25 protein-coding genes and 2 tRNA genes are annotated in these 26,559 nt (G+C 70.6%); 9 read left to right on the forward strand and 18 right to left on the reverse strand.

Annotated elements, in window-relative coordinates; genetic code table 11:
- Positions 1 to 8: 8 nt before the first annotated feature.
- The 12 genes from ACEY2A_RS09350 to dnaA all read right to left on the reverse strand — a co-directional run bounded on the left by ACEY2A_RS09350 (position 9) and on the right by dnaA (position 12,411).
- A complete protein-coding gene (locus ACEY2A_RS09350; protein ID WP_374928335.1) occupies positions 9 to 137 on the reverse strand; it encodes a DLW-39 family protein in 129 nt (42 codons plus the stop codon).
- Positions 138 to 146: 9 nt separating this feature from the next.
- Positions 147 to 410: a hypothetical protein gene (locus ACEY2A_RS09355; protein WP_374928336.1), complete on the reverse strand. Its 264-nt coding sequence runs from the start codon at positions 408 to 410 to the stop codon at positions 147 to 149.
- Between the two features lie 99 nt (positions 411 to 509).
- Positions 510 to 585: transfer RNA gene (locus tag ACEY2A_RS09360), tRNA-Ala, on the reverse strand.
- A gap of 16 nt (positions 586 to 601) precedes the next feature.
- Positions 602 to 675 (reverse strand) — tRNA-Ile (locus ACEY2A_RS09365).
- Between the two features lie 118 nt (positions 676 to 793).
- Positions 794 to 1,291, reverse strand: a complete 498-nt coding sequence (locus ACEY2A_RS09370; protein WP_374928337.1) for a DUF3566 domain-containing protein — start codon at positions 1,289 to 1,291, stop codon at positions 794 to 796.
- On the reverse strand, positions 1,288 to 3,930 hold the full coding sequence (gyrA, locus tag ACEY2A_RS09375) for a DNA gyrase subunit A (protein ID WP_374928338.1): 2,643 nt from the start codon (positions 3,928 to 3,930) through the stop codon (positions 1,288 to 1,290). Before gyrA ends, ACEY2A_RS09370 begins: the two co-directional genes overlap by 4 nt.
- A gap of 84 nt (positions 3,931 to 4,014) precedes the next feature.
- Complete coding sequence (gene gyrB / locus ACEY2A_RS09380) at positions 4,015 to 6,120, reverse strand: DNA topoisomerase (ATP-hydrolyzing) subunit B (protein WP_374928339.1); 2,106 nt, start codon at positions 6,118 to 6,120, stop codon at positions 4,015 to 4,017.
- A gap of 326 nt (positions 6,121 to 6,446) precedes the next feature.
- Positions 6,447 to 7,007 carry a DUF721 domain-containing protein gene (locus ACEY2A_RS09385; RefSeq protein WP_374928340.1) on the reverse strand — a complete coding sequence of 187 codons (561 nt, stop codon included), beginning with the start codon at positions 7,005 to 7,007 and terminating at the stop codon, positions 6,447 to 6,449.
- The gene (gene recF, locus ACEY2A_RS09390; protein ID WP_374928341.1) at positions 7,004 to 8,176 is read right to left on the reverse strand and encodes a DNA replication/repair protein RecF; all 1,173 of its coding nucleotides are present in this window, start codon (positions 8,174 to 8,176) and stop codon (positions 7,004 to 7,006) included. Before recF ends, ACEY2A_RS09385 begins: the two co-directional genes overlap by 4 nt.
- 25 nt (positions 8,177 to 8,201) lie before the next feature.
- Positions 8,202 to 9,182, reverse strand: coding sequence for a phosphogluconate dehydrogenase (NAD(+)-dependent, decarboxylating) (gene gnd, locus ACEY2A_RS09395; protein ID WP_374928342.1), 981 nt, complete (start codon positions 9,180 to 9,182; stop codon positions 8,202 to 8,204).
- 55 nt (positions 9,183 to 9,237) lie between these two features.
- Entirely contained in the window at positions 9,238 to 10,374 is a 1,137-nt protein-coding gene (dnaN, locus tag ACEY2A_RS09400; RefSeq protein WP_374928343.1) for a DNA polymerase III subunit beta, read from the reverse strand.
- A gap of 564 nt (positions 10,375 to 10,938) precedes the next feature.
- Complete coding sequence (gene dnaA / locus ACEY2A_RS09405; RefSeq protein WP_374929990.1) at positions 10,939 to 12,411, reverse strand: chromosomal replication initiator protein DnaA; 1,473 nt, start codon at positions 12,409 to 12,411, stop codon at positions 10,939 to 10,941.
- A gap of 434 nt (positions 12,412 to 12,845) precedes the next feature.
- Here dnaA and rpmH point away from each other — a divergent pair, with 434 nt between their 5' ends.
- From rpmH to ACEY2A_RS09450, 9 genes are all read left to right on the forward strand, one after another.
- The gene (gene rpmH / locus ACEY2A_RS09410; RefSeq protein WP_374928344.1) at positions 12,846 to 12,983 is read left to right on the forward strand and encodes a 50S ribosomal protein L34; all 138 of its coding nucleotides are present in this window, start codon (positions 12,846 to 12,848) and stop codon (positions 12,981 to 12,983) included.
- A 61-nt stretch (positions 12,984 to 13,044) separates the two neighbouring features.
- Entirely contained in the window at positions 13,045 to 13,365 is a 321-nt protein-coding gene (gene rnpA, locus ACEY2A_RS09415; RefSeq protein WP_374929991.1) for a ribonuclease P protein component, read from the forward strand.
- 10 nt (positions 13,366 to 13,375) lie between these two features.
- On the forward strand, positions 13,376 to 13,684 hold the full coding sequence (gene yidD / locus ACEY2A_RS09420; protein WP_374928345.1) for a membrane protein insertion efficiency factor YidD: 309 nt from the start codon (positions 13,376 to 13,378) through the stop codon (positions 13,682 to 13,684).
- Between the two features lie 62 nt (positions 13,685 to 13,746).
- A complete protein-coding gene (gene yidC / locus ACEY2A_RS09425) occupies positions 13,747 to 14,805 on the forward strand; it encodes a membrane protein insertase YidC (RefSeq protein WP_374928346.1) in 1,059 nt (352 codons plus the stop codon).
- Position 14,806: 1 nt separating this feature from the next.
- Positions 14,807 to 15,316: a protein jag gene (locus ACEY2A_RS09430; RefSeq protein ID WP_374928347.1), complete on the forward strand. Its 510-nt coding sequence runs from the start codon at positions 14,807 to 14,809 to the stop codon at positions 15,314 to 15,316.
- A gap of 17 nt (positions 15,317 to 15,333) precedes the next feature.
- On the forward strand, positions 15,334 to 16,038 hold the full coding sequence (gene rsmG / locus ACEY2A_RS09435; RefSeq protein ID WP_374928348.1) for a 16S rRNA (guanine(527)-N(7))-methyltransferase RsmG: 705 nt from the start codon (positions 15,334 to 15,336) through the stop codon (positions 16,036 to 16,038).
- The gene (locus tag ACEY2A_RS09440; protein ID WP_374928349.1) at positions 16,035 to 17,066 is read left to right on the forward strand and encodes a ParA family protein; all 1,032 of its coding nucleotides are present in this window, start codon (positions 16,035 to 16,037) and stop codon (positions 17,064 to 17,066) included. The genes rsmG and ACEY2A_RS09440 overlap by 4 nt, the downstream gene beginning before the upstream one ends.
- A gap of 105 nt (positions 17,067 to 17,171) precedes the next feature.
- Entirely contained in the window at positions 17,172 to 17,249 is a 78-nt protein-coding gene (locus ACEY2A_RS09445; protein WP_015780568.1) for a 50S ribosomal protein bL37, read from the forward strand.
- Between the two features lie 301 nt (positions 17,250 to 17,550).
- Positions 17,551 to 18,591: a ParB/RepB/Spo0J family partition protein gene (locus ACEY2A_RS09450; RefSeq protein ID WP_374928350.1), complete on the forward strand. Its 1,041-nt coding sequence runs from the start codon at positions 17,551 to 17,553 to the stop codon at positions 18,589 to 18,591.
- Positions 18,592 to 18,705: 114 nt separating this feature from the next.
- Here the strand turns inward: ACEY2A_RS09450 and trxA are convergent, their stop codons facing one another.
- From trxA to ACEY2A_RS09480, 6 genes are all read right to left on the reverse strand, one after another.
- A complete protein-coding gene (trxA, locus tag ACEY2A_RS09455; protein WP_374928351.1) occupies positions 18,706 to 19,032 on the reverse strand; it encodes a thioredoxin in 327 nt (108 codons plus the stop codon).
- A 42-nt stretch (positions 19,033 to 19,074) separates the two neighbouring features.
- Complete coding sequence (gene trxB / locus ACEY2A_RS09460; RefSeq protein ID WP_374928352.1) at positions 19,075 to 20,154, reverse strand: thioredoxin-disulfide reductase; 1,080 nt, start codon at positions 20,152 to 20,154, stop codon at positions 19,075 to 19,077.
- 105 nt (positions 20,155 to 20,259) lie between these two features.
- The gene (locus ACEY2A_RS09465) at positions 20,260 to 22,302 is read right to left on the reverse strand and encodes a hypothetical protein (RefSeq protein ID WP_374928353.1); all 2,043 of its coding nucleotides are present in this window, start codon (positions 22,300 to 22,302) and stop codon (positions 20,260 to 20,262) included.
- Between the two features lie 91 nt (positions 22,303 to 22,393).
- Entirely contained in the window at positions 22,394 to 24,076 is a 1,683-nt protein-coding gene (gene murJ, locus ACEY2A_RS09470) for a murein biosynthesis integral membrane protein MurJ (RefSeq protein ID WP_374928354.1), read from the reverse strand.
- Positions 24,073 to 26,064: a hypothetical protein gene (locus ACEY2A_RS09475; protein WP_374928355.1), complete on the reverse strand. Its 1,992-nt coding sequence runs from the start codon at positions 26,062 to 26,064 to the stop codon at positions 24,073 to 24,075. Before ACEY2A_RS09475 ends, murJ begins: the two co-directional genes overlap by 4 nt.
- Positions 26,052 to 26,534, reverse strand: coding sequence for an NUDIX hydrolase (locus tag ACEY2A_RS09480; protein ID WP_374928356.1), 483 nt, complete (start codon positions 26,532 to 26,534; stop codon positions 26,052 to 26,054). Before ACEY2A_RS09480 ends, ACEY2A_RS09475 begins: the two co-directional genes overlap by 13 nt.
- Positions 26,535 to 26,559 lie beyond the last annotated feature (25 nt).

The following is a 26,559-nucleotide window of genomic DNA, read 5'->3' on the forward strand; positions in this document are numbered from 1 at the left end:
GGTGGCTCTCAGACCTGGTCGGGCAGGTCTGCCGTCGCGGCGGACCACAGCTCGGAGGTCTTGGCGCTCTGGTCGAGCGTGCGGGCGATCATCACGGCGGCACCGACAACCGCTCCGGCCAACAGGATCTTCTTCATGGCCGCAGCCTACGCGGTGAGGAAGCCCTCGGTGAGCAGCAGATCGATGGCCTCGTCCAGCTGCGCCGGGGCCTCGGGCGGGTACTCGCCGTAGGAGGCGAGCACCTCCTGCACCAGCTGCTCCCGCTCCCGGGCACCCTCACCCGTCAGGTCCCACACCACGACGGTCGGTCCCTGCAGGATGCGGATGGGGCCGGACGGCAGCAGTGCCACCACCACCTCGTCCTCACGGTCGACGTACGCGACGTTCTCGGCGCGGGCGATGGTGGGCATGCTCGGAGGGTAGCGGGTCAGGCCCAGTGGCCGGGAAACGACAGAGGTCCGCCCCGCGCTGCTGCGCTGGGCGGACCTCTTGTCCGACCTGTGTCTCTCTGGTGGAGCCTAGGGGACTCGAACCCCTAACCCTCTGCTTGCAAAGCAGATGCGCTACCAATTGCGCCAAGGCCCCCTGGGGAGGTGATGGGTGGGCCTAACTGGACTTGAACCAGTGACCTCTGTCTTATCAGGACAGCGCTCTAACCGACTGAGCTATAGGCCCGTGCGCTCACGACGAGATCGTGACGCGAGGGGCTACGGTACAGCACGCTCCCCGCATCGCGCCAATCGACCGTGCCCACCCTGCCAGGGTGCCGGTGGGCACGGTCGATGCGGCATGGTCAGTCCTCGATGAGGTCCACCCGCAGCCCACCCACGAGGGCCGACATGAGGTTGTAGATCAACGCCAGCAGCGAGCCCAGGAGGGTCACCACCAGGGTGTTGATCACCGCGAACACCGTGGTGAAGGTCAACACCGAGCCCAGGCCCAGCAGGTCGGTGAGGGTGGAGCCACCACCCTGGTCGGCCTCGGTGCCCACCAGCTCACCCACCAGCTTGTTGACGTCGTCGAAGACGCCCACGGTGGACAGCGCCACCCACAGCAGGGTCACCCCGGCCACGATGGCCAGCCCCAACCCCACACCGGTGAGGAAGGAGAGCTTGAGGGCCGACCAGAGGTCCACCGAACCCACGGTGGACCGGCGCAGCGGCCGACGGTCACCGTCGCCCCCGCCGTACAGGGACCTCAGGTCCAGCCGGCCCGCGCCCGTGGGGGCGCTGTCGCGGCGGGAGGAACGACTGCGTCGGCGTGCCGGGGCCCGGCGGTCGGTGGTGCTCACTGGTCATCCTCTCCGGACGAGGCCGCGGTCTGGGCCTCAGCAGTGGTGTCGGCCACGGCGTCAGCCACCTCCTCGGCGGCCTCCTCCTCGACATGGGTCCGCGCGACGGCCACGATGTGCTCCTTCTTGCCGGGGTCGGCGAACCGCACCCCGGAGGTGTCACGGCCGGTGATGCGGACCTCGTCCACCCGGCTGCGCACGACCTTGCCCGAGCTCATGACCACCATCACCTCGTGGTGGTCACCCACCACGAGGGCGCCCACCAGGTCGCCGCCGCGGTCGGAGGCCTTGGCCACCTTCACACCCAGGCCACCACGGCCCTGCACGCGGTACTGGTCCACGCCGGTGCGCTTGGCCATGCCGGACTCGAAGACCACGAAGACCTCGGCCTCCTCGGCGTGCTCCTGCGGCACCACCCGCATGGCCAGCAGGTCGTCGTCCCCGCGGAAGCGCATGCCGGTCACACCGGAGGTGGCACGCCCCATCGGGCGCAGCTGGTCGTCCGATGCGGTGAAGCGCAGGCTCTGGCCCTTGCGGCTCACCATGAGGATGTCGTCGGCCTCCGAGACCAGCTCGGCACCCACCAGCTCGTCGCCCTCGCGCAGGTTCACCGCGATGAGGCCGCCGGAACGGGGCGAGTCGTACTCGGTGAGGCGGGTCTTCTTCACCAGACCGTTCTTCGTGGCCAGCACCAGGTACGGCGCCGCCTCGTAGTCGGAGATGGTCAGCACCTGGGCGATCTTCTCGTCCGGGCCGAAGGCCATGATGTTGGCCACGTGCTGACCCTTGGAGTCGCGCGAGCCCTCGGGCAGCTCCCAGGCACGCGCTCGGTAGACGCGCCCCGCATCGGTGAAGAACAGCAGCCACCCGTGGGTCTGGGTGGTGAAGAAGTGGTCCACCACGTCGTCCGCGCGCAGCGTGGTGCCGCGCACGCCCTTGCCGCCACGACGCTGCGAACGGTAGGCGTCCACGCGGATGCGCTTGGCGTACCCGCCACGCGTGATGGTGACCACCACGTTCTCGTCGGGGATGAGGTCCTCCATGTTGACCTCGGCGTCGCTGGGCACGATCTCCGTGCGGCGCTCGTCGCCGTACTGCTCCACGATCTCCGCGAGCTCGTCGCTGATGATGGTGCGCTGGCGGGCCGGCGTGGCCAGGATGTCCTCGAGGTCCTCGATGAGGGCCTGCAGCCGGTCGTGCTCGTCGATGATCTTCTGACGCTCCAGCGCGGCCAGGCGGCGCAGCTGCATGTCGAGGATGGCGCGTGCCTGCACCTCATCGATGTCGAGCAGCTCCATCAGGCCGTCGCGGGCCTTCTCCACGGTGGGCGAGCGACGGATGAGGGCGATCACCTCATCGAGCATGTCCAGCGCCTTGAGCAGGCCGCGGAGGATGTGGATCTGCTCCTCGGCGCGCTTCAGGCGGTAGGTGGTGCGGCGGACGATGACCTCGACCTGGTGGTCCACCCAGTGGCGCACGAAAGCGTTCAGCGGCAGGGTGCGCGGCACCCCATCGACCAGGGCGAGCATGTTGGCGCCGAAGTTCTGCTGCAGCTGGGTGTGCTTGTAGAGGTTGTTCAGCACCACCTTGGCCACGGCGTCACGCTTGAGCACCACCACGAGGCGCTGGCCGGTGCGGCCGGAGGTCTCGTCGCGCAGGTCGGCGATGCCCTGGAGCTTGCCGGTCTTCACCAGCTCGGCGATCTTGCGGGCCAGGGCGTCCGGGTTCACCTGGTAGGGCAGCTCGGTGACCACCAGGCAGGTGCGGCCCTGGATCTCCTCCACCTCCACCACGGCGCGCATGGTGATGGAGCCGCGGCCGGTGCGGTAGGCCTCCTCGATGCCGGTGCGCCCCATGATCTTGGCGCCGGTCGGGAAGTCTGGGCCCTTGACCACCTGGAGCAGCTTCTCCTGCAGCTCCTCCTTGGAGGCCTCGGGGTGCTCCAGCAGCCACTGGCAGCCCTCGGCGACCTCGCGCAGGTTGTGCGGCGGGATCTGCGTGGCCATGCCCACCGCGATGCCCGCGGAGCCGTTGACCAACAGGTTCGGGAAGCGGGCCGGCAGCACGGTGGGCTGCATGGTGCGGCCGTCGTAGTTGGGCTCGAAGTCGACCGTGTCCTCGGTGATGTCGCGCACCAGCTCCATGGCCAGCGGCTGCATACGGCACTCGGTGTACCGGGGGGCGGCGGGGCCGTCGTCACCGGCGGAGCCGAAGTTGCCCTGGCCGTCCACCAGCGGGTAGCGCATGGACCACGGCTGCGAGAGGCGCACCATCGCGTCGTAGATGGCGCTGTCACCGTGCGGGTGGTAGTTCGCCATCACGTCACCCACCACGCGGGCGCACTTGTTGTACGAGCGGTCGGGGCGGTAGCCGCCGTCGTACATGGCGTAGACGATGCGGCGGTGCACCGGCTTGAGGCCGTCGCGGACGTCCGGCAGCGCACGCGAGACGATCACGCTCATGGCGTACTCGATGTAGCTGCGCTGCATCTCGCTGGAGAGGTCCACCGGCTCCACGCGGCCGTGCTCGGGGATCTCGGAGCCGTCGTCCACCACCGGGGGAAGGACCGCGTCGGCCTCGAGGGCGTCGTCGATGGGCTCGGTCGGCTCGTTCGGGTCCTGGGGAGGCTGCTCGCTCACTGTCTATTCCTCAATATCTTGTAGTCGCTAGAAAGTCTCAGACGGCGTGATCGAGCGCCATCGAGGGCCCGACCACCGGCGGCATCAGATGTCCAGGAAGCGCACGTCGTGCGCGTTGCGCTGGATGAACGAGCGGCGGGACTCCACGTCCTCACCCATGAGCACCGAGAAGACCTGGTCGGCGGCAGCGGCGTCGTCCATGGTGACCTGCCGCAGCACGCGGTTGTCCGGGTCCATGGTGGTCTCCCACAACTCCTGGTAGTTCATCTCACCCAGACCCTTGTAGCGCTGCACACCGTTCTCCTTGGGCAGGCGGCGGCCCTTGGCCTGACCGGCCTCGGTGAGGGCGTCGCGCTCCCGGTCGGTGAACGCGAAGTCGTGCTCGGCGTTCGTCCACTTCAGGCGGTACAGCGGCGGCTGCGCCAGGTACACGTAGCCGTGCTCGATGAGCGGCTTCATGAACCGGAAGAGCAGCGTGAGCAGCAGCGTGCGGATGTGCATGCCGTCCACGTCGGCATCGGCCATCAGCACGATCTTGTGGTACCGCGCCTTGGTGATGTCGAACTCCTCACCGATGCCGGTGCCGAAGCTGGAGATCAGCGCCTGCACCTCGGCGTTCGACAGGATGCGGTCCAGGCGCGCCTTCTCCACGTTCAGGATCTTGCCGCGCAGCGGCAGGATGGCCTGGTTGAAGGGGTTGCGCCCGGAGATGGCCGAACCGCCGGCCGAGTCGCCCTCCACGATGAAGATCTCCGAGACCGTGGGGTCGTTGCTCTGGCAGTCCTTCAGCTTGGCGGCTAGGCCCCCGGACTCCAGCAGCCCCTTGCGGCGGGTGGCCTCACGGGCCTTGCGGGCGGCCATGCGGGCCTGCGCCGCCTGGACGGCCTTGCCCACGATGGCCTTGCCCTCGCCGGGGTGCGCCTCCAGCCAGTGCCCCAGCTGGTCGGCCATCGCGCGCTGCACGAAGCCCTTGACCTCGGAGTTGCCCAGCTTGGTCTTGGTCTGCCCCTCGAACTGCGGCTCGCCCAGCTTCACGCTGATGACGGCCGTCAGGCCCTCGCGGACGTCCTCACCGGTGAGGGCCGGGTCCTTCTCCTTGAGCAGCTTGTTGGTGCGGGCGAACTCGTTCACCAGGCGGGTCAGGGCCGCACGGAAGCCCTCCTCGTGCGTGCCGCCCTCGTGGGTGTTCACGGAGTTCGCGTAGGTGTGGACGGACTCGGAGTACGAGGAGGTCCACTGCATCGCCACCTCGCACTGCAGCATGCGCTCGGTGTCCTCGGTCTCGAACGCGATGATCTCGTCGTTCACCGCCTGCGACTTCTTGGTGTTGTTCAGGTGGCGCACGTAGTCCAGCAGGCCGTCGTCATAGCGGTAGGTCACCGTGCGCGCCGCGCCGCTGGCAGCGGCGGCGGGCTTCTCCCCATCGGACTGTCCGTCCTCGATGGGGGGAGTGTCCTCGGCCGCGTCGACGCCCTCGGCCACGTCCTCGGCCACCTGGTCGAGGCCCTCGTCGTCCGCGTCGGTCTCGCGGGGGCGCTCGTCGGTGAGCTGGATGGTGAGGCCCTTGTTGAGGAAGCAGGTCTGCTGGAAGCGCGCCCGCAGGGTCTCGAAGTCGATGATGGTGGTGTCGAAGATCTCGGCGCTGGGCCAGAAGGTGATCGTGGTGCCGGTGACCTCGTCGTCGATCGCCTCGTCCTTGGAGAGCGGCGCGTCGGGCACACCGACCGTGAACGACTGGCGGAACACGTGGCCCTTCTGGCGCACCTCCACCTCGAAGCGCGAGGAGAGCGCGTTCACCACCGAGGAGCCCACGCCGTGCAGACCACCGGAGACCGCGTAGGAGTCGCCGCCGAACTTGCCACCCGCGTGCAGCTGGGTGAGCACGAGCTCGACGCCGGAGATGCCCTCCTTGGCGTGGACGTCGGTGGGGATGCCGCGGCCGTTGTCCACCACCCGGATCGCGTTGTCCGGCAGGACCGTGACCTCGATGCGGTCGGCGTGCCCCGCGAGGTGCTCGTCCACCGCGTTGTCGACGATCTCCCACACCAGGTGGTGCAGACCGCGCTCACCGGTGGACCCGATGTACATGCCGGGGCGCTTGCGGACCGCCTCCAGGCCCTCGAGCACCTGGAGTGAACTGGCGTCGTAGGACGGTGCCTGCTGGTCGGGCTGGTTCGGCTGGTCGGCCACGGGTCTCCCTGGATGGGTGGGCTGGTTGTCACGTGCTCGTCACTGCTTGGCCCTGGGGCCTCCACGCGCGCGTGCGCGCGAGGGAACAGTGAACAGTGCATGCTACCAAGGAGGGGCCGATTTCCCGCCTCCATCCACAGGCTCAGCGGCCCGAAATCGGCCAGTGACCCCACCACCTGCGCACGAACCGACCTCCGGCCATGTCCGGGTATGCCACCCAGCCCCCGAGGCGGTCACAGGGGCCTCAGCCGGAGAGTCCTCGCCAGGCCAGCGCTCGTGGAGGGAAGCGCTCGTGGAGGACGGGGCCACGGTGGTTCAGGGAGGGATCAGCCGTAGGTGTCGCGGGGTCCGGGTCCGGCGATGCGGCGCCGGCCGTGCTTCCAGGAGGGCGCGGCCGGTCCGACCACGCGCACCGAGGTCACCACCCCGAAACCCAGCTCGTCATCCAGCCGCTTCTGCAAGGTGGCTGTGAGCATCGTCAGCTGCGTGGCCCAGGTGGAGGACTCCGCGCGCACCAGCAGCACCCCGTCCTCGAAGGACTCCGGCAGGCTGTGGGCTGCCACGTCCGGGCCCACGATGCCCACCCAGTCACCCATCACGCGGCCGACCTTCAGCTCCGAGCCCCAGCCGCGGTCCTCGATCATGCGGGTGAACTCCGCCCCGAGCGTCTGCGGATCACGCCGCCCCTTCCCCTGGGCGCTCGTCGCACCTCCCGGCCGCTTCCGCGAACGCCGCCCCGGCGCACCCGGACGCAGTCCCCGGGACCGGGCCATGTCCCGCATCCGCGCCAGGCTCAGGTCCGCAGCGTCCAGGGCCTCCTCGCCGGCTCCGGCCGTGTCCGGCTGGGCGTCGTCCGGCCGGGCCCCCGGCCCCTGGGGGGTGCTCATGCCCGCGGCTCCGCGCTGCCCAGCACCACGTCCACGTGGTGCGCGCTCTGCCGCAGGCTCTCCGGCACGTCGGTCTCCACCGCCGCCGTCACCAGCACCTGCTCCGCATCGGCCACCAGCTCGGCGAGCCGCTCCCGACGTCCGGTGTCGAGCTCCGCGAACACGTCGTCGAGCACCAGCACCGGGTCCGTCCCCAGGTCGGTGCGCAGCAGCTCGAACGCCGCCAGCCGCAGCGAGAGCGCCAACGACCACGACTCCCCGTGACTGGCGTACCCCTTGGCCGGCACCGGCCCCAGGGTGAGGTCGAGCTCGTCCCGATGCGGGCCCACCAGCGTGATGCCGCGCTCCAGCTCGCGCTGCCGCATCGCCGCCAGGGAGTCGACGAACACCCGGGCGAGCTCGTCACGCTCCGGCACCCCACCGCCCTCGGCCAGCTCGGCCGCCATCCCGTCGGCCTCGTCGCCCGCCAGCGACCAGCGGTAGGTCATGCCGGCCTCGGAGGCGGCGTCACTCACCTGTCGATAGGCCTTCTCCACGAATCTGCGCAGGTCTTGCACCAGTCGTAGACGCGCGTAGAGGAGGGAAGCGCCCCCCATCGCGAGGTGCTCGTCCCACGCATCGAGCATGGCCAGGGTGGAGGAGGACGGCACCGAACGCGCCGCCCGGGCGTCCCGGAGCAGGGCGTTGCGCTGCTTGAGCGCCTGCGCGTAGTCGGACTGCACGCCCGCCCAGCGCGGCTGTCGGGCCACCAGCAGGGCGTCCAGGAAGGCCCGTCGCCCCGCGGGGTCCCCCTTCACCAGGGCGAGGTCCTCCGGGGCGAAGAGCACCGTGCGCAGGGTGCCCAGCACGTCGCGGGCCCGCGGCACCGCAGTGCGTCCCAGCTGCGCGCGGTTGGCCCGGCCCGGGTTCAGCTGCAGCTCCAGGACCGTCTCGCGACCCTCGCGGTCCACCGCCCCGCGGATGATGGCGTGCTCAGCCCCCACCCGCACCAACGGCTGGTCCGAGCTCACCCGGTGCGAACCCAGGCTCGCCAAGTAGCCCGCAGCCTCCACCAGGTTGGTCTTGCCCTGGCCGTTGCGCCCCACGAAGACCGTGACGCCCGCCGGCAGGTCCAGGTCCGCCTGCTCGTAGGAGCGGAAGTCCCGCACCGCCAGGTGCCGCAACCTCATGCGACACCCGGCCAGTGACGGGCGCTCACGCCTCGTCGTCGACGGCTCCCGGGGTTGCCTCACCCGAGGTGTCGGCGGGCTCGGCACCCTTGTGCACCTGCTTGGGGCGGTCCCAGGGCTCGTCGCCGTGCGTCATCACGTCGTGCCCACCGAAGCCGCCACGCAGCGCTGCCACGGCCTGCATGGCCGGCGAGTTCTCCTGGCGGGAGACGAAGCGCGAGAACAGCGCGGCCGAGATCACCGGCATCGGCACGGCGTTCTCCACCGCCTCGATGACCGTCCAGCGGCCCTCACCGGAGTCGGTGGTGTAGCCCGAGACGTCCTCCAGGCCCGGCTTCTCCTCCAGGGCGTCCACGAGCAGGTCCAGCAGCCAGGAACGCACCACGGTGCCGCGGCTCCACGCCTTGAAGGCACCCGGGACGTCCTTGACGATGTCCTTGGCCATGAGCAGCTCGTAGCCCTCGGCGTAGGCCGCCATGAGGCCGTACTCGATGCCGTTGTGCACCATCTTGGTGTAGTGGCCGGCACCGACCTCACCGGCGTGCACGAAGCCCTCCTCACGCGGGCCCTCGGGGCGCAGCGCGTCGAAGATGGGCATGGCCATCTCCACGTGCTCCGGGCGGCCACCGCACATCAGGCCGTAACCGTTCTCCAGGCCCCAGATGCCGCCGGAGACACCACAGTCCACGTAGCCGATGCCCTTCTCGGACAGCTTCGCGTCGTGCTCCAGGTCGTCCTGGTAGGGCGAGTTGCCCCCCTCGATGATGAGGTCGCCGGACTCCATGTACCGGGCCAGCTCGTCGATGGTGGCCCGCGTGGGCTTGCCGTGCGGAACCATCACCCAGATCACCCGGGGGCCCTCCAGCGACTCCACCAGCGCCTGCAGACTGTCCACGTCGCGCAGCTGGGGGTCCAGGTCGAAACCGACCACCTCGTGACCGGCCCGCTCGAGCCGGGTCTTCATGTTGCCGCCCATCTTGCCGAGGCCGACGAGTCCGAGTTGCATGAGAGCTCCTGGGGTGAGGGGGTCGAACGGGTCAGGGGTTCATTCTCGCGGAGGATCAGGCTCCGGGAAAGCGCACCGGCATGATCACGTAGCTGAACGAGTCGTCCGCCTCGCCGTCACCCTCGGCCTGCCCGGTGAGCAGCGCGGGCTTGCCCGGCTGGGTGAAGGACATCCGCGCGAAGGGCGTGCCCAAGGCTCCCAGGCCGTCCAGCAGGAAGCCCGGGTTGAAGGCCACGTCGATCTCGTCGCCGTCCAGGGTGCACTCCACGGCCTCGGAGGCCTGGGCGTCGTCTCCCGTGCCGGCCTCGATGGCCACCGAGCCGGGGGTGAACCGCAGCCGCACCGGCGTGGTGCGCTCGGCCACCAGCGAGACGCGCTTGATGGCCTCGATGAGGGCGGCGGTCTCCATCACCGCATCGGTGTCACTCGTCGTGGGGAAGATGCTGGAGACCTTGGGGTACTCCCCGTCGAGCAGGCGGGTGGTGCTGTGGCGCTGCCCGGCGGAGAAGCCGATGAGGCCCTTGCCGCCGGCCTCGTCGCCCAGGGCGATGTCCACCGACCCGACCGCGCCCAGGCTCTTGGCGGTGTCGGACAGGGTGCGGGAGGGCACCAGCGCCACGTGGTGGGCGGAGGGGTCGCGCGGCGTCCACGTGAGCTCGCGGCGAGCCATGCGGTAGCGGTCGGTGGCCAGCATGGTGATGCGCTCACCATCGAACTCCACGTGCACACCGGTGAGGATGGGCAGTGCGTCGCTGCGGTCGGCGGCCACGGACACCTGGGCCACAGCCTTGGTGAACAGGGCCCCGTCCACGGTGCCGCTGCCCTCGGGGGCCGACGGCAGGGAGGGGTAGTCCGCCAGCGGCATCTCCAACAGGGCGAAACGGCTGGACCCACAGGTCACCTGCAGCTTGCCGGACTCCTGCTCGATGCGGACCGGCTTGTCCGGCAGCGAACGCGAGATCTCCGAGAGCAGGCGGCCCAGGACCAGGGCCTCACCACCGGTCACGACGTCGGCCTCCACGGTGACCTCACCGGAGACCTCGTAGTCGAAGGCGGAGAGCGTCAGCGTGCCGGCGGGGTCCGCCACCAGACGCACACCGGCGAGCACCGGCACCGGCGGACGGTTGGTGAGGCCGCGCACGACCCACGCAACCGCCTCGGACAACACATCACGCTGAACCTGGAACTCCATGACTTCCTCACTGCTCTCCGGCGGATCGGGGCGGGGATCCCCCGTGGGCACGTACATCTCGTGGCGAAGCGTAGCGCGCCGTCATCCCGGGCCCCGGTCCCGTTCGCAGCGTCACCGATCCCCTCACGTACGCGGTGCACACCCCATCATGGAGAGAAGGAGTCGTCATCGTCATCGGTCCTGTGGATCCTGTGGACGAGCCGGTTCTGCGGCGTCCTCTCGCGGAGCCGGCCTGTTGACGAGGCGTGCACGGAGGATGTGGACCGTGAGGGCGGGATGGGGACGGCCGATGCGTGTCCACATCGCCTCCCACAGGCCACCCGCCTCCTGTCCACGGCCACACACGGGTCGTGCACACCGTTCCACAGCGCCGTGCACACCCCGTTGCGGGAGGCCATGGACAGGTCACTCGAACGGCCGTACTCCACATCCACATGGTTGTCCACAGTCTGTGGACGGTCGGCCAGGTGCTGTCAAGTGCCCCGGCATGCCGGGCCCTCGTCGTCCACCCGCCCTGTCGATGGTCTGTGGAGGGAGGGTGGGAACCTGCGCGACCCGTGGGGTTCAGTGCCCGCGGGCGGCCTTCTTGCGGATGATGCTGGTGAGCTCGCTCACCTCGTCGTAGACCCGGCGGTCCTCACCCAGCAGCTGCTTGATCTTGCGCTCGGCGTGCATCACGGTCGTGTGGTCGCGCCCGCCGAACTCCTTGCCGATCTTCGGCAGGGAGAGGTCGGTGAGCTCCCGGCACAGGTACATGGCGATCTGGCGGGCCCGGGTGAGATTGCGCGAACGGGAGGCGCCCTGGATCTCCTCCACGGAGACCACGAAGTACCCAGCGGTCTCCTCCAGGATCATGGTGGGCGTGATCTGGCCACTGTCGCCGCCGGGCATGACGTCCTTGAGGACGGTGCGGGCCAGGTACTCGTCCAGCGGGGAGCCCGAAAGGCTGGCGAAGGCCGTCACACGGGTGAGGGCACCCTCCAGCTCGCGGATGTTCGAGGAGATCTTCGAGGCGATGAGGTGGAGCACGTCATCGGGGATGTCCAGCTTCTCGGCCGCGGCCTTGCGCCGCAGGATCGCGATGCGGGTCTCCAGGTCCGGCGGCTGCACGTCGGTGAGCAGACCCCACTCGAAGCGCGAACGCATGCGCTCGGCAAATCCGCTGAGCTTCTTGGGCGGCTGGTCGGAGGTGATGACGATCTGCTTCTCGCTGTTGTGCAGCGTGTTGAAGGTGTGGAAGAACTCCTCCATCGTCTGTTCCTTGCCCTGAAGGAACTGGATGTCGTCGATGAGGAGCACGTCCACGTCGCGGTACTGGCGCTGGAAGGCGTTGGCCTGGCCGGCGGAGACCGCGTTGATGAACTGGTTGGTGAATTCCTCGGAGTTCACGTACTTGACCCGCACCGAGGAGTCGAGTGTGCGCGCGTAGTGGCCGATCGCGTGCAGCAGGTGGGTCTTCCCCAGACCGGACCCGCCGTAGATGAACAGCGGGTTGTACGCCCGGGCGGGGGCCTCAGCGACCGCGGTGGCTGCCGCGTGGGCGAAACGGTTGGAGGAGCCCAGCACGAAGGTGTCGAAGGTGTACTTGTGGTTCAAGGCGGAGTAATCGCGCTCCTCGCCCGGAGCCGAGGAGGTGGCGGAGGCACCGTGGGCGACGGCCGGGGACGCCGCCTTCGACGCTGTTTCCGCGACCCTTCCCCCGTCCTTTTCCACGGTCTCGTCCACAGCTGTGGACAACTGCTGGCCGCCCTCATCAGCGGTCCCTTCCACGGGCCGTTCCCCAGCGGTCGGCGCGCTGTCCTCCTGGGCGGCGCTCACCGCATCGGGGTCCACCGAGACGGCCAGACGGACGTCGCGGTCGAGCACCTCGGAGAGGGCGGTGCACACGTCCTCCCGCAGGTGACCCTCGACCGCGTCCTTCACGTGGTCGTACTTCACGGCGACCAGCGCCGTGCCCTCCAGGAGGCCCACCAGCGTGGCCAGCCGCAGCACACCGATGTCACGGGGGGCCAGGCCTGCTCCCTGGAGGCGGACCATGGCCTCGTGCCAGATGGCGGTGGCGTGGTCGTCGGGGGTCTGGCTCACAGGGGTCCTCACAGCGGTCCGGGCAGAGTGCACAAGCGTGTCCCCAGGGCCGTGGTTCGGAGTGTGGCGCCAGGAGCGTCATCAACACCGATGTCCACAGCCTGTGGACGAACCCATCCTGAGGGGTGGGGGTCGCCCCACGATAGCCGTTGTCCACAGGCTGGGGGTAGCGAGCCGGACAGTGGAATTGACCGCAGGATGCGGCAAAACGTAAGGTGGGGGGTCCGGTCTGCGCCGTGGTACCCCTCGCGGGTGCGCTGCGCGCGGCCCATGAGGTGCCCACACGAGCTCGGGCACTCGCCATCTCCGCTACTGCACACACGGTGCAGCGTGCGCGGAGCTGCAGCCCGGGGAACCAGGGTCTGCCCGAACCACCAGGAGTCATCATGAGCAAGCGCACCTTCCAGCCGAACAACCGTCGTCGCGCCCGCAAGCACGGCTTCCGCGCCCGCATGTCCACCCGCGCCGGCCGCGCCATCATGGCCGCCCGCCGCGGCAAGGGCCGCTCCAAGCTGTCCGCCTGAGCCGACGCAGGTGCTCCCGGCCCGTCACCGACTGCGCCGTAGCCGTGACTTCACGGCCACGATGCGGGGCGACGGGCGCCGCCGGGGGTCGTCCTCCACGATGACCGTGGTGATGACGCCCCGCGCACCGCAGGACCACTCGACGACCGACCCGCACCCGGTGCGGGTCGGTTTCGTCGTCTCCAAGCAGGTGGGCAACTCGGTGGTGCGCTCCCGCGTGCAGCGCCGGCTGCGCCACGTGGTGGCCGAGAGGCTGGCCGAGCTGCCCGCCGGCCACGACCTGGTGGTGCGCGCCCACCCTGCGGCGGCGACCGCCGAGTGGTCCCGGCTCGTGGCCGACTTCGGCCGCTGCCTCGAGCGCGCCCGACCTCGGGGGTCCTGACGTGGTGCGCGTGGGAGGACGGCCGCTGCTCGCATGGCCGCTGCTGGGTCTGGTCTGGGCCTACCAGCGGCTCATCTCACCGGTCCTGCCCCCGATGTGCCGGTACTACCCCACCTGCTCGGCCTATGCGGTCACCGCGCTGACCGAGCACGGTGCCCTGCGGGGCACATGGCTGAGCGCCTGGCGCGTGGCACGATGCAACCCGTGGTCGCACGGCGGCTACGACCCGGTTCCCGGGACCGACCCCGGTGGTCTGCTCGGGGCGGACCATCACCCGGGGGACAATGACCCCGAACCCGGTGCGCGACCGGCGGACTGACCGCCGGGCCCGCACCCCCTGACCTGCCTGAACCGACACTGCTCACACGAGAAGGACTCTTCGTGCCGAACCTGCTCTACCCCATCGAATGGGCCGTGGCAGCCATCCTCGCCGGGGCCCACTGGGGCCTGACCGCCCTCGGACTGCCCGAGGAGGGCGGCTGGACCTGGGTGCTGTCCATCCTCGCCCTGGTGATCCTGGTGCGCCTGCTGATGATCCCGTTGGTGATCAAGCAGATCCACAGCAGCCGGAAGATGCAGCTGCTCGCGCCCGAGCTGAAGAAGATCCAGCAGAAGTACAAGGGCAAGAAGGACCAGGCCTCCATGCAGCGGCAGCAGGCCGAGACCATGGAGCTCTACCGGAACAACAAGACCAACCCGTTCGCGTCCTGTCTGCCCATCCTGGTGCAGATCCCGATCCTGTTCGGTCTGTTCCGGGTGCTCAACGGGGTGGACGAGATCGCCGCCGGCACCAAGAACCCCATCGGGTACATGACGCTGGACCTGGCCACCTCGTTCGATGCGGCCACGATCTTCGGTGCCGAGCTCTCCGACTCGTTCCTGCACGACTCGGATCTCACCGGCAAGATCGTCTCGGTGGTCCTCATCCTGCTGATGACGGTGTTCACCTTCGTCAGCATGAAGATGATGATGGACAAGAACATGCCGGACTCGGCCAAGGAAGGGCCGATGGCGCAGTCGCAGACCATCATGCTCTACGCCCTGCCGATCATTCTGGCCGTCACGGGTGTGAACTTCCCGATCGGTGTGCTCGTCTACTGGACCTTCACCAACCTGTGGTCCTACTTCCAGCAGCTGTACGTGATCCACAACCTGCCCACGCCGAACACCGAGGCGGAGCGCCGCATGCACGCCCGCCAGATCGCCAAGGGCAAGGAGCCCAAGCGCCTCACGCTGGCCACGGCCGGTGGGGGCAAGGACTCCGGTGCGACCGCCCTGGGGGACGACACCGGTTCCGACGAGAAGAGCGGACCGCAGCTGAACCCGACCTCTCGCACCCCCCAGCGCACGGCACAGGGCGGTACCGGCGGGCAGCGTGCCCAACCGGTCCGCCGCAAGAAGAGCAGCAAGAGCAAGAAGAAGAAGCGGAAGAAGAACTGACATGAGTCACGACGCACCGCGCCCGACGCGCACCCGCGAGGACCTCGAGAACGAGGGCGAGATCGCCGCGGACTACCTCGAGACGCTGCTGGACATCGCCGACCTCGACGGCGACCTCGACGTGCAGCTCGAGGGTGACCGCGCGCTGGTCAGCATCGTCGACTCCGAGGAGGGTGCGGTGCCCCGCCGGCTGGTGGGCCCCAGCGCGCAGGTCCTGGAGGCACTGCAGGAGCTCACGCGGCTCGCGGTGCAGGCCGAGACGGGGGAGCGCACGCGGCTGATGGTCGACGTCGCCGGGTACCGCGCGGAGCGTCGCGCGGCGCTGGAGGAGCTCGCCGACCGCACGGCGGCCGCGGTCAAGGAGAGCGGCACCGAGCGGCAGCTGGAGCCGATGACCGCCTTCGAGCGCAAGGTGGTGCACGACCGCGTGCTGGCCGCTGGCCTGGCCTCGAGCTCTGCCGGCGAGGAGCCGAACCGGTACGTCGTGGTGTCGCCCGCCACCGGGGAGTGACGGGCGTGGACTCCGGGATGCCCTCTGATGCGGGGCTGGCCCCCACCCCCGCGGCCGCCGCAGAGGTCTTCGGTGAGCTGCTCCCGCAGGCCGAGCGCTTTGCGGAGCTGCTGGCCACCACCGGGACGGAGCGGGGGCTGATCGGCCCCCGGGAGGTGCCCCGGCTGTGGGACCGCCACGTGCTCAACTGCGCCGTGGTGGCCGAGGTGCTCGAGGGGGCTGACCACGTGCTGGACGTGGGCAGCGGTGCGGGGCTGCCCGGCATCGCGCTGGCTCTTGCCGCCCCGGGGACCCGGGTGACGCTGGTGGAGCCCATGCTGCGACGCACCGTGTGGCTCCAGGAGGTCGTCGAGGAGCTGGGACTGGGTGACCGGGTGACCGTGATCCGTTCTCGCGCAGAGAATCTCCCGTCAGACGTCACAGCTCCCGTGGTCACGGCACGTGCAGTGGCCCGGTTGAGCACCTTGGCTCCGTGGTGCCTGCCGCTGGTGGACGTGGGTGGCCGCATGATCGCGCTCAAGGGGTCCTCCGCGCAGCAGGAGGTCGAGGAGGCCGCGGGTGTGCTGCAGCGTCTCGGCGGGGGTGCCGTGGACGTGGTGGACTGTGGGCAGGAGCTCCTGGAGGTGCCGACCACCGTGGTGGTGGTGGCCAAGGAGAACGCTGGACGCCAGGCACCCGCAGGGTCCCGTGGGCGTCGCCGTCGGAACAAGGAGAAGCGATGAGCAACCCGGTTGGTTGGCCCACGGGCAACCACCCCGCGATCCCGACCGCACCCACGCCGAGCGAGTCCCCCGTCGGCTGGCAGGCCCCGGTCACCGCCCCGGACGTGGAGCAGGTGCCGGTGGTCGACCAGGAAGGCGCCACCCCCGAGGACGAGCCCGGCTCCGACGATGACGACGAGGATCCTTCCGTGCCCCCCTTCACTCCTGCCGAGCGCAGGGAACGTGGACTCCCCAGCCGGCTGACGGCGCCCTCGCGCACGGTCGTCGTCACCGTGGCCAACCAGAAGGGAGGGGTGGGCAAGACCACCACCACCGTGAACCTGGCCGCTGCCCTGGCCGAGGGTGGGCTGCGGGTGCTGGTGATCGACCTGGACCCCCAGGGCAACGCCTCCACGGCGCTGTCCATCGAGCACCAGTCGGGTGTGGCCGGTGTGTACGACGTCCTCATCGATGAGGCCACGCTGCCGGAGGTGGCGCAGTCCTCGCCGGAGAGCGACCGCATCGACGTGGTTCCCGCGACCATCGACCTGGCGGGGGCCGAGATCGAGCTGGTCTCCCTGGTGGCACGTGAGACGCGGCTGCGCCGTGCGCTGCAGGACGTTCGTGACGAGCGCGCCTACGACGTGGTGCTCATCGACTGCCCCCCGAGCCTCGGGCTGCTCACCGTCAACGGATTCGTGGCGGCCGATGAGGTGTTCATCCCCATCCAGTGTGAGTACTACGCCCTGGAGGGCGTGAGCATGCTGGTGCGCAACATCGACCTGATCCAGCGCCACCTGCACCCGGAGCTCCGGCTCGGCGGCATCCTCATGACCATGTTCGACGCGCGGACCCGGTTGGCCACCCAGGTGGCGCAGGAGGTGCGGGACCACTTCGGCGAGGTGGTGCTGGAGACGCTGATCCCCCGGTCGGTGCGCATCAGCGAGGCACCCTCCTACGGCCAGACGGTGCTGGCCTACGACCCGGAAGGCCCCGGCGCGCGGGCCTACCGCTCGGCCGCAAAGGAGCTGGCGGCCCGCTGGGGCTGAGCGTCGCCATCGATTCGCCGTGTTCTCCCGGGGTTCCGTGTGAGACAATGGCTGCCATGCGCCCCACAGGGCGCTTTCACGTCTCAGAGGGCCCAGGAGGTCACCATGTCGAGCAAGCGCGCGCGCAAGCGCAAGACCAAGCGCAAGAAGGGCGCGAACCACGGCAAGCGACCCAACACCTGATCGCTGACCTTGGTTCCGCCAAAGGCGGCTCTCCTCGGAGGGCCGCCTTTGTCATGCCGCGGGGACTGGGCGCCGGCGTGTTTCACGTGGAACACCCCGGCCAGTTCGGCGGGGGCGTGACCGTTCGTGCGGAAGCACATGACACGGATCGTCGGCCACCGACGGTCGGCTGTTTCACGTGGAACCGCCTGGGAACGGTTTCACGTGAAACGCACCTGGGGACGGTGACTGCGCGACGCGTCGGCCGTGGGAGACTTGGTGGTCGCCCGACAGGGCGACACCGGTGACGCGAGGAGGACACATGGCAGGGCAGCGCAGGGGTCTGGGTCGAGGGCTGGGAGCCCTGATCCCGCAGGAGGACGGCGGGCAGCGACCGCGCGACGTCTACTGGCCCAAGCGCGAGGAGGCCACCCCGAAGGGTGCAGCCTCCACGAGGACTGCCTCCGCCGCTGACAGCGAGGTCAAGGCTGGCGATGTCCAGGAGCTGGATGGCATGGTCACCGACAAGGACGCCGAGGTGTCCGAGGGGACCGACGCCGTGGGGGCGCGGCTGGTGGAGCTGGCCGTGGACGACATCGTGCCGAACCCACGGCAGCCCCGCGAGGTGTTCGACGAGGACGACCTCCAGGAGCTGGCCCACAGCATCCGCGAACTGGGCGTCATGCAACCGGTCGTCGTGCGCCGTGTGGGTGACACCCATGAGCTCATCATGGGTGAGCGCCGGCTGCGGGCGACCCGCCTGGCCGGTCTCGAGACGATCCCGGCCATCCTGCGCGAGACCGGCGACGACGAGATGCTGCGCGAGGCGCTGCTGGAGAACCTTCACCGCGTTCAGCTCAACCCTCTCGAGGAGGCTGCCGCGTACGGTCAGCTCCTCGAGGACTTCGGCTGCACGCACGATGAGCTGGCCAAGCGCCTGGGGCGGAGCCGTCCCCGCATCACGAACTCACTGCGCCTGCTGAAGCTTCCGCCCAGCGTCGCGCGGCGCGTGGCGGCCGGCGTGCTGTCGGCCGGTCACGCCCGGGCGCTGCTCGGGCTGGAGGACGGTGCCGCCATGGAGCGCATGGCGCAGCGGGTGGTGGCCGAGGGCCTCTCGGTGCGTGGCCTGGAGGAGCTCATCGCCCTGGGTGCCGGTGCGGGTGACCGCACCGAGCAAACGCCGCGCCGCCGCCCGCAGCGCCGGTCCACCCCGGAGCACGAGGAGCTGGCCGCTGAGCTGTCGGACCGCTGGGACACGCGCGTCCAGTTGAAGATGGGTCGCTCCAAGGGAACGCTCACGGTGGAGTTCGCGGGCCAGGAGGACCTGGACCGGATCCTCACCATGCTGGCGCCCGAGGACTGACGGTCAACGGAGTGATCCAGACTCCGCAGATCACATCCGTACTGGCTGTTCCACGTGAAACACCCCCCGGCATGGCGCCGGGGGGTGTTTCACGTGGAACGATCGCGCGTGGCTTCATCCCAGGAAGGGCTCGAGCTCCTTCAGCAGCTTGGGCTTGGGCTGCGCGCCGATGATGGTCTTGGCGACGTCGCCCTGGAAGAACACGTGCATGGTGGGGATGGACGTGATGCCGTAGCGGGCGGCGGTCTGCGGGTTCTCGTCGGTGTTCAGCTTGACGATGCGCAGCTTGCCCTCGGCGTCCTTGGCGATCTCCTCCAGGATCGGGGCGACGCGCTTGCACGGGCCGCACCAGTCGGCCCAGAAGTCGACGAGCACGGGCAGCTCGCTCTTCAGGACGTCCTGGTCGAAGGTGGCGTCGGTCGTGGTCTCGGTTCCAGCCATGGTGGCCTCCTCGGTGTCGGGATTCGGTGTGGTCGGGTTGTCTCAGGCAGGGACGTCGCCGGGCACGCGCTCGTCTGCAGCCGGCTCGATCTGTGCATTCTCCACCGGCGAGCTGTCCAGGGTTGCCAGGTAGCGCTCTGCATCGAGGGCGGCCTGGCAGCCGGATCCAGCGGCGGTGATGGCCTGCTGGTAGGTGTGGTCCACCAGGTCCCCGGCGGCGAAGACGCCCTCCAGGTTGGTCCGGGTGGAGCGGCCCTCCACCATGACGTAGCCGCTCTCGTCCAGGTCCACCTGGCCCTTTACGAGCTCGTTGCGGGGATCGTGGCCGATGGCGATGAACAGGCCGGTGAGGTCGAGCGTGCGCTCCTCGCCGGTGGCGGTGTCGCGCAGCGTGATGCCGGTGAGCTTGTCGTCACCGTGGATCTCGGCCACCTCGGAGTTCCAGGCGAACTCGATCTTGGGGTCGGCGTGGGCACGGTCGGACATGATCTGCGAGGCGCGCAGCTCGTCCCGGCGGTGGATCAGGGTCACCTTGTCGGCGAAGCGGGTGAGGAAGGTGGCCTCCTCGACGGCGGAGTCGCCGCCACCGACCACGGCGATGTGCTGCTCCCGGAAGAAGGCGCCGTCGCAGGTGGCGCACCAGGAGATCCCGTGCCCGGAGAGCTCCTTCTCCCGGGGGAGGCCCAGCTCGCGGTACGCGGACCCCATCGCCAGGATGACGGTGCGGGCGCGGTAGCTGTTGTCCGACCCGTCGCGCAGGGTCTTGATGGGTCCCGTCAGGTCCATCTCCACGACGTCGTCGGTGACCAGCTCGGCGCCGAAACGCTCTGCCTGGGAGCGCATCTGCATCATCAGATCCGGGCCCATGATGCCGTCGGTGAAACCGGGGTAGTTCTCGACCTCGGTGGTGTTCATGAGCGCCCCACCCATGGTCACGGAGCCCTCGAGGACCAGCGGGCGCAGGTTCGCGCGTGCGGCGTACACCGCCGCGGTGTACCCGGCGGGGCCGGAACCGACGATGACGACCTCACGCACCTCGGCCTCGTCCGTGCCGGACGTCTCGGGCTGGGGGGCGGGCTGCGCGTTGAGCGCGACCGCCGAGGTCTGGGCGAAGATGCTCACGGGTACTCCTGGTGCGGCGTGGTGGGAACGGTGGTCGGTGGACGGAGGGGTGTGGACGGCGTCCGGGGGTGTCAACAGGCAGTGGGCTGCCAGTGTTCCGGGCGATCAGCGGACGGTGATGTCCTTCAGCTGGGCGTGCCACCAGCCGTCTCCGGTGGGGGCGGTGTCGGTGAACCACACGAACACGTAGCGACCCTGGGCGGGCTCGTCGGCCTCGAGGGTCACATCGCCCCCACCCCGGTGACCGCCGATGGTGACGGCGCGCAGGATGTCCTGGCTCGGACCCACCCGGATCTCGTACTCCCAGTCGCCCCGGGGCCCCCCGACGTCCACGGCGGACACCTCGCGGACCTCGCCCAGGTCGATGCGGAGGCCCAGGGCGTCGGTGTACCCACCGAAGGGAGGGTGCTTGTACTTGTGGGTGGACCACGCGAGGTCCGTGTCCGGGTTGTTGATGCGGGGTGTCCAGTCCGTGTGCTCGTCACCGTCGTGGTCGGGGTCGTAGCCCACGATGTCGACGATGGGCCACCCGCCCTCGGGGGCCGACGAGCCGGGCCCGTCGCCGTCCGGGCCATCGGTCTCGGCCGTGTCGTCCTCGGAAGGACCACTGCCGGTGTCTGTTTCGCCGGACTCCTCCTCCGGGGACCCGCCCTCGGCATCACCGGGATCCGGGGACTGGTCCTCGTCCTCGCCGGGCGCGGAGTCGTCCGTGGGGGCAGGGCTCTGCGCGCCGCCCCCTGGGTCGCCGGGGTCGGTCTCCTCCCCGGCCTCGTCGCTCTCGCCGGCGGGCTGCGAGGACTCGTCCGTGGACTCCTCCGCGCCGTCACCGGAACCACCCGTGGCGGTGGAGTCGTCACCCTCAGCGGAGTCCTCCTCCGAGGCGCCCTGCTCGCCGGACGCGGTCGGGTCCCCGGACTCGTCGCCAGCGGGCGCCGTGACGCTCGGGGCCGCGGTGTCGTCCGGCTCGTCATCGCGGGAGAAGAGGCCGGGCAGCGCGACGGCTGCCAGCGCCAGGGCGCCGGCGACCGCGAGCGATCCAGCACCCGCCAGCAGCAGCTGCTTGCGGCCGGGGTTGCCCGCGGCAGCGTCCTGGTCCGATGAGTTGGCGGGATCGACCTCGTCCTCCGGCAGGGAGCCGTCCCCCTCGGCCGTCGGTTCGGTGAGACCTGCCGCGCCGGGTGCGGAACCTGCCACCGCAGCCGCCGATGCGGGCCCGTCCACGCTGGCCGCGCCCTCGCTGCCGGTGGGGATGGCGGTGGTCTCGTCCTGGCTGCCGTTCCCGACCGTGGGGTGCGCGTCGGTGACGGCGTCGCTGGCCCGCGGGATGGCGGTGGTGGGTGCATCAGGCGCCGCCGCGGCGCCACCCGCCGTGCCCGATGCGGCGTGACGCACCACGCCGCGGCCGGAGACCGTGCCGCTGTTCCAGGGTGCGAGCACACGCACCAGGTCACCGGGGGTGCGGACCGGCTGTCCGTCCAGGCGCAGACCCTCCTCGCCACCCAGTTGCGCGCACAGCTCGTCGAGCTCGTACGGCACGGCCTCTGCCAGCTCCGAGGGGCGGCGGGGACCATGCGCCTCCGGCCAGCGACCCGTCAGGCCCGTGTGGAGCAGGGCCACCAGGTCGCGGGTGTCCCGCTGCGCTGCAGCGTCGCCCCCGGAGGCGTCCACCCCGGCCAGGGCCGCAGCGATCCCCAGGCCCTTCACCAGCACGCCACCGTCGGCGTCGCGCAACAGGAGCTCGGGGGACAGCGCCTCGTGGTGCACCCCGTGGCGCCGGGCCCCCTCCAGGGCCTGGGCGGCCTCCCCCACGAGGCGGCGCGCCTCGGCCGGGGGCAGCGGTGCGGAGCGCACCAGCTGCAGCATCGTGCGGGCACGTGGGTCGTGCTGGGTGATGACCCACTGCAGCCCGTCCTCCACGCCGATGTCCAGCACGCGGGGCAACCGGGCGTCCTCCACCAGCGCGGCGCGGCGCGCGGCGTCCTGGGCGGCCGCCGCCCGCGGGTGGTCGGCGGCGGTGATCCACAGGTCGACCTTGCGCCGCAGGGTGGTGTCCTCACCGATCCACCGTTCGGCGTCCGCGACCTCGGCCACCCGCCCCAGCAGGCGGTACCGGCCGTTGATGAGGGTGCCGGTCTGCAGTGGGAGCACGATGTCCTCTCCGTCGGGTGCGCTCGGCGAGCGCGGTGCGCCCCCCGAGTCTAGGAGGCCCCACGCGGTGGGCGGTGCGGAACCGCGCCGGTCAGGCCCGCTTCACCCGCCGCAGCACCTGCTGGACGACCCCGGTCACCTCGTGGATGTTCAGCAGGGCCGCCAGCAGCGCGAAGACGCCCACGAAGACGAACCCGGTCTGCACGCCGGTGAAGGCCACGGCGAGCCACTGGTCGGCCACCCGCGGGAGCTCGCGGCAGGCGACCTCTCCCTGGCCGCCGCACTGGTTGCCCAGGGCGGTCGAGAACTCCAGCGCCTCGGCCCCGGTTCGCCGGGCGAGCCACTGCATCGAGGCCCAGGCGGCCGCTGCCGCGGTGAGGCTGGCCACCGAGAGGCGCGTGTAGAAGCCCACCAGCCGGCCGAGCCCGGCCTCGGGCACGCGGCGGCGGATGAGCAGCGTGGAGAACGCCGCCCCGCCGAACTGCGAGAGCGTCTGGGCCAGGGCGATGCCGATCAGCACCCGTTCCGCCGGGAGGCCCAGGGCCCACCACGCCATCGCCCCGATGAGGACCGTGGACAGGATCTGGATGATGAAGGGCTTGTAGCCCTCCTCGAACGCGTAGTAGGCCCGCTGGAACAGCGCGATCGCCGCGTAGGGCACCAGCCCCACCGCGAGCACCGCCACGGCCAGCCCGATGGCGCGCACCGTGTTGGGCGTCTGCGAGGGGAACATCAGCGCCGCCACCACCGGTCCCACCACCATCAGCAGCGCGGCCAGGGGCATGACCGCCGCGGTCGTACTGCGCAGCCCCCGGCGCAGGTCCTGCCCGATGGCCACCATGTCGCGGTCGTGGATGCGGCGTGACATCGCCGGGTACATGGCCGTGAGCAGGCTGACGGTCACCAGGCTGTGCGGCAGCATGAAGATGAGGAACGCGCTGCTGTAGGCCGCCTGGCCGGCCACGCCGTGCGGGGCGTGGGAGAGCACCGTCTTGTTGGCCATGATGCCCAGCTGGGCGACGACGATGGTGGCCAGCGACCACATCGCCACCGTGGAGGCGCTGCGCAGCCCCACCCCGCGGAAACCCCATCGGGGCCGGTAGGTGAAACCCACCGTCCGCAGGAAGGGCACCAGCGCGAGCGCCTGGATGACGATGCCGAGGGTCGCGCTGCCGCCCAGCAGCAGGATCATCGACCAGGTCACGTCCGCCACCCGCGGCTCGTGGGGGTACACGAGCAGGTAGGCCACGATGCCGGCGATCTGCACGACGTTTGCCAGCACCGGGGTCCACATGTACGGGGCGAACGACTCCCGGCTGGTGAGGACCTGTCCCAGCAGCGTGTACAGCCCGTAGAAGAAGATCTGCGGCAGGCAGAGCATGGTGAAGAAGACCGAGAGCCGTGCGGTCTCCGGGGTGTAGCCCGAGCCGTACAGGGCCACCAGCAGGGGGGCGCCGATGATGGCCACCACCGTCAGGCCGGCCATGATCACCAGGGCGAGGGTCAGCAGTCGGTCGGTGAAGTCCTGCCCGCCGTCGGCGTGCCGCATCGCCTTGGTCAGCTGCGGCACGAGCACCGCGTTGAGCACGCCGCCGGCGATGATGATGAACAACACGTTGGGCAGCTGGTTGGCCGTGTCGAACGCGTTGCCGACGTTGGTGGCGGCACCCAGGGCGGCGGTCAGCAGGGCGACGCGCACCAGACCGAGCACGCGGGAGGTGAGGGTGCCCGCCGCCATGATGGCGGCGTTGCGGCCCACGGAGGACTGGCTCAACGGGGGGCTCCGGCTTCGGACGAGGGCGGGGACGCACCGGCCCTCACCTGACGCACTGTGCGCCAGGCACCGAAGCCGATGAACAGCGCGGTCACGATACCGATGCCGGCGTACCACCACCCGTCCGACGGGCGGGCGTTCACCACCACCTCCCCCCGGGCCAGGACCCTCTGCCCGTCCGGGGTGGTCACGGTGATGCGCAACGGCACCTTGCCGGCGGCGTGCGTCTCGGCAGTGAAGGCGGTGCTGGCACGACCGCGGGGGCCCAGCCCCAGCGCACCCTCCGGCTGGTCGACGGTCACGCGGTAGTTGCCGGGGCTGACCTGCACACGGAGGTTCTCGAAGGTGGTGGTGCTGCCGTTGGCCACCGTGGCGCGCAGCTCGGCCGAGTCGGCCAGGAGGTTGACCGTGCTCTCCTCCACGTCGAGCGCGCCCAGCAAATCGGCGATGCCGCGGCGGAGCTCGGTCAGGGCCTCGGTGCGGGCCCGGTCGTCCTCCCACTGGTCCGAGAGGAAGGGCACCGGACCCTCCAGCAGCAGGTCGCGGCGGGAGCCGGTGGTCACGGTGGCCAGGGCGGCGGCGTCCCCGCTCAGGTGGTCGAAGTCGGCGGGACGCTCGGCGAACGCCTCGTCGGGCTCGACGGCGGGCCACTGGGCGGTTGCCTCCCGCGGCGCCGCGGGACAGCCGTCGGCGGTGCAGGCCAGCAGCTCGGCGGCCGGCATGGAGAAGGTCCACGGGGCGCCCTCGGCGGCATCCACGGCACGGGAGAGCGCCTCGGCGTCCACGGTGGCGGGGTCGGGCAGGAGCACCAGGTCCTGCACTGACTCCTCCGTGCCGGTGAACAGGCTCAGCCCCAGCACGGCCTGGGCGGGCACGGCCGCGCCTCCCTGGTCGGTGGTGGCGTCCCCGGCCTGGGTGGTCAGGTGGTGGGAGATGGCCTGGTCCACCCACCCCACGCGGCGGTCGCCCCACCAGTTGCCCGGGTCCTGCTGGGCGCCGGGCCCGCTGTCGGTGGTCTCGCTGCGGAAGCCGGAGGGGGCGAGCACCGTGGTGTCCGGCCCGGTGGCCCCCAGGAGCTCCTCCAGGAAGGGGTCGTCGGAGCCGCGCCGACCGCTGCTCGAGCTCAGGTCCACCACCAGTGGGCCGTTGACCCCGTCCGCGGTGGCCGTGGCCCGCTCCCACAGCGCCTCCTCCCCGGGGCGCAGCGCGAGCGGACGGACGCCGTGGCGGGGGCGACGCCAGGCCCCGTTCTCCGATGCGGTGAGCACCGCCTCGGCCTCCTCGTCACCCAGGTGCGGCACCAGCGCGGGGTCGACCAAGGGGGTCACCTTCTCGCCCAGGCGGGTGGCCGCGGCCACCGACGGGCTCGCGCCCACCGCATCGGTCCAGGCGGCCTGTCGGTCCTCCGAGGAGCTGGCGAACTGCTCGGCCGTCAGCGAGGTGGTGGTGGGCAGCACCCACCCCAGGCGGGTGGTCGCCTGGGTGGGGCCCGTGGACGGGAGCACCGGCACCACGGTGCGCTGCAGGTCGATCACGCGGCGCTCGCCGTCCACCTCGCCGGACACGGCGACCACCACCGGCAGCCCGATCGCCTCCTGGGTGGCGGAGGTCTCCACGGTGAGCTCGAGCTCCCGGTGCTCGCCCGCGGCCGGGGAACCCAGCTCCTCCACGGCGATGCGATCACGGCCCGGGTGGTTTCCCCCATCGAGCCAGGTGGAGACCTCCTGCCGGGAGGTCAGCGGGGAGGCGGTGGAGAGGGTCACGCGGAGGTCCTCGGCGGTCGCCTCGGTGCCGTGGACCGATGCGGTGAGGCGCACCTCATCGCCCCCCGTCACCCACCCGGGGGAGACATCGTCCAGGCGCAGGTCGACTGCTGGGGGATCGGCGTCGTCGGTGGCGTGGGCGGAGGCCGCGGGCAGGCAGGCTGCAGCGGCGAGGGCCGCCCTGGCCGGTCCCCACCGGGCGGCCCGCGGGATCAGGCGCCGCACAACCGGCGCCAGGCCATCTGGGCGATCCGTCGCTCGTTGGGGAAGGTCAGGGTGCGGTGGGCGGTGTCGAGGTCGAACCACTGGACGTCGACCGCCTCGTGGTCCGGGTCCTCCTCCACCGTGAGGTGTCCGCCGACGGCCTCCAGCAGGTAGTGGTGCACGCGCTTGTGGATGCGCCGCTCCGGGGTGGAGAACCAGTAGTCGATGGTGCCCAGCGTGAGCACGGGGCGGCTGCGGATGCCGGTCTCCTCGGCCACCTCGCGCACCGCGGTCTGCACCAAGGTCTCGCCGGCCTCCACGTGGCCCTTGGGGAGGCACCACTCGAGTCGGTGGGCGCGGTTGAACCGCGCGATGAGGGCCAGCCGGGCCCGTCCGGGCTCCACCGTGACGACCACGCCGCCGGCCGAGGTCTCGCGCATCGACGGCAGCCGCCGAGGCGACTGGACCGCACGGTGCATCGAGAGCGTCATCGGCACATGATAGCGACCTGACCTG

Origin of the sequence: Kytococcus sedentarius, from assembly GCF_041937525.1 — a bacterium.
GTDB classification, from domain to species: domain Bacteria; phylum Actinomycetota; class Actinomycetes; order Actinomycetales; family Dermatophilaceae; genus Kytococcus; species Kytococcus sedentarius_A.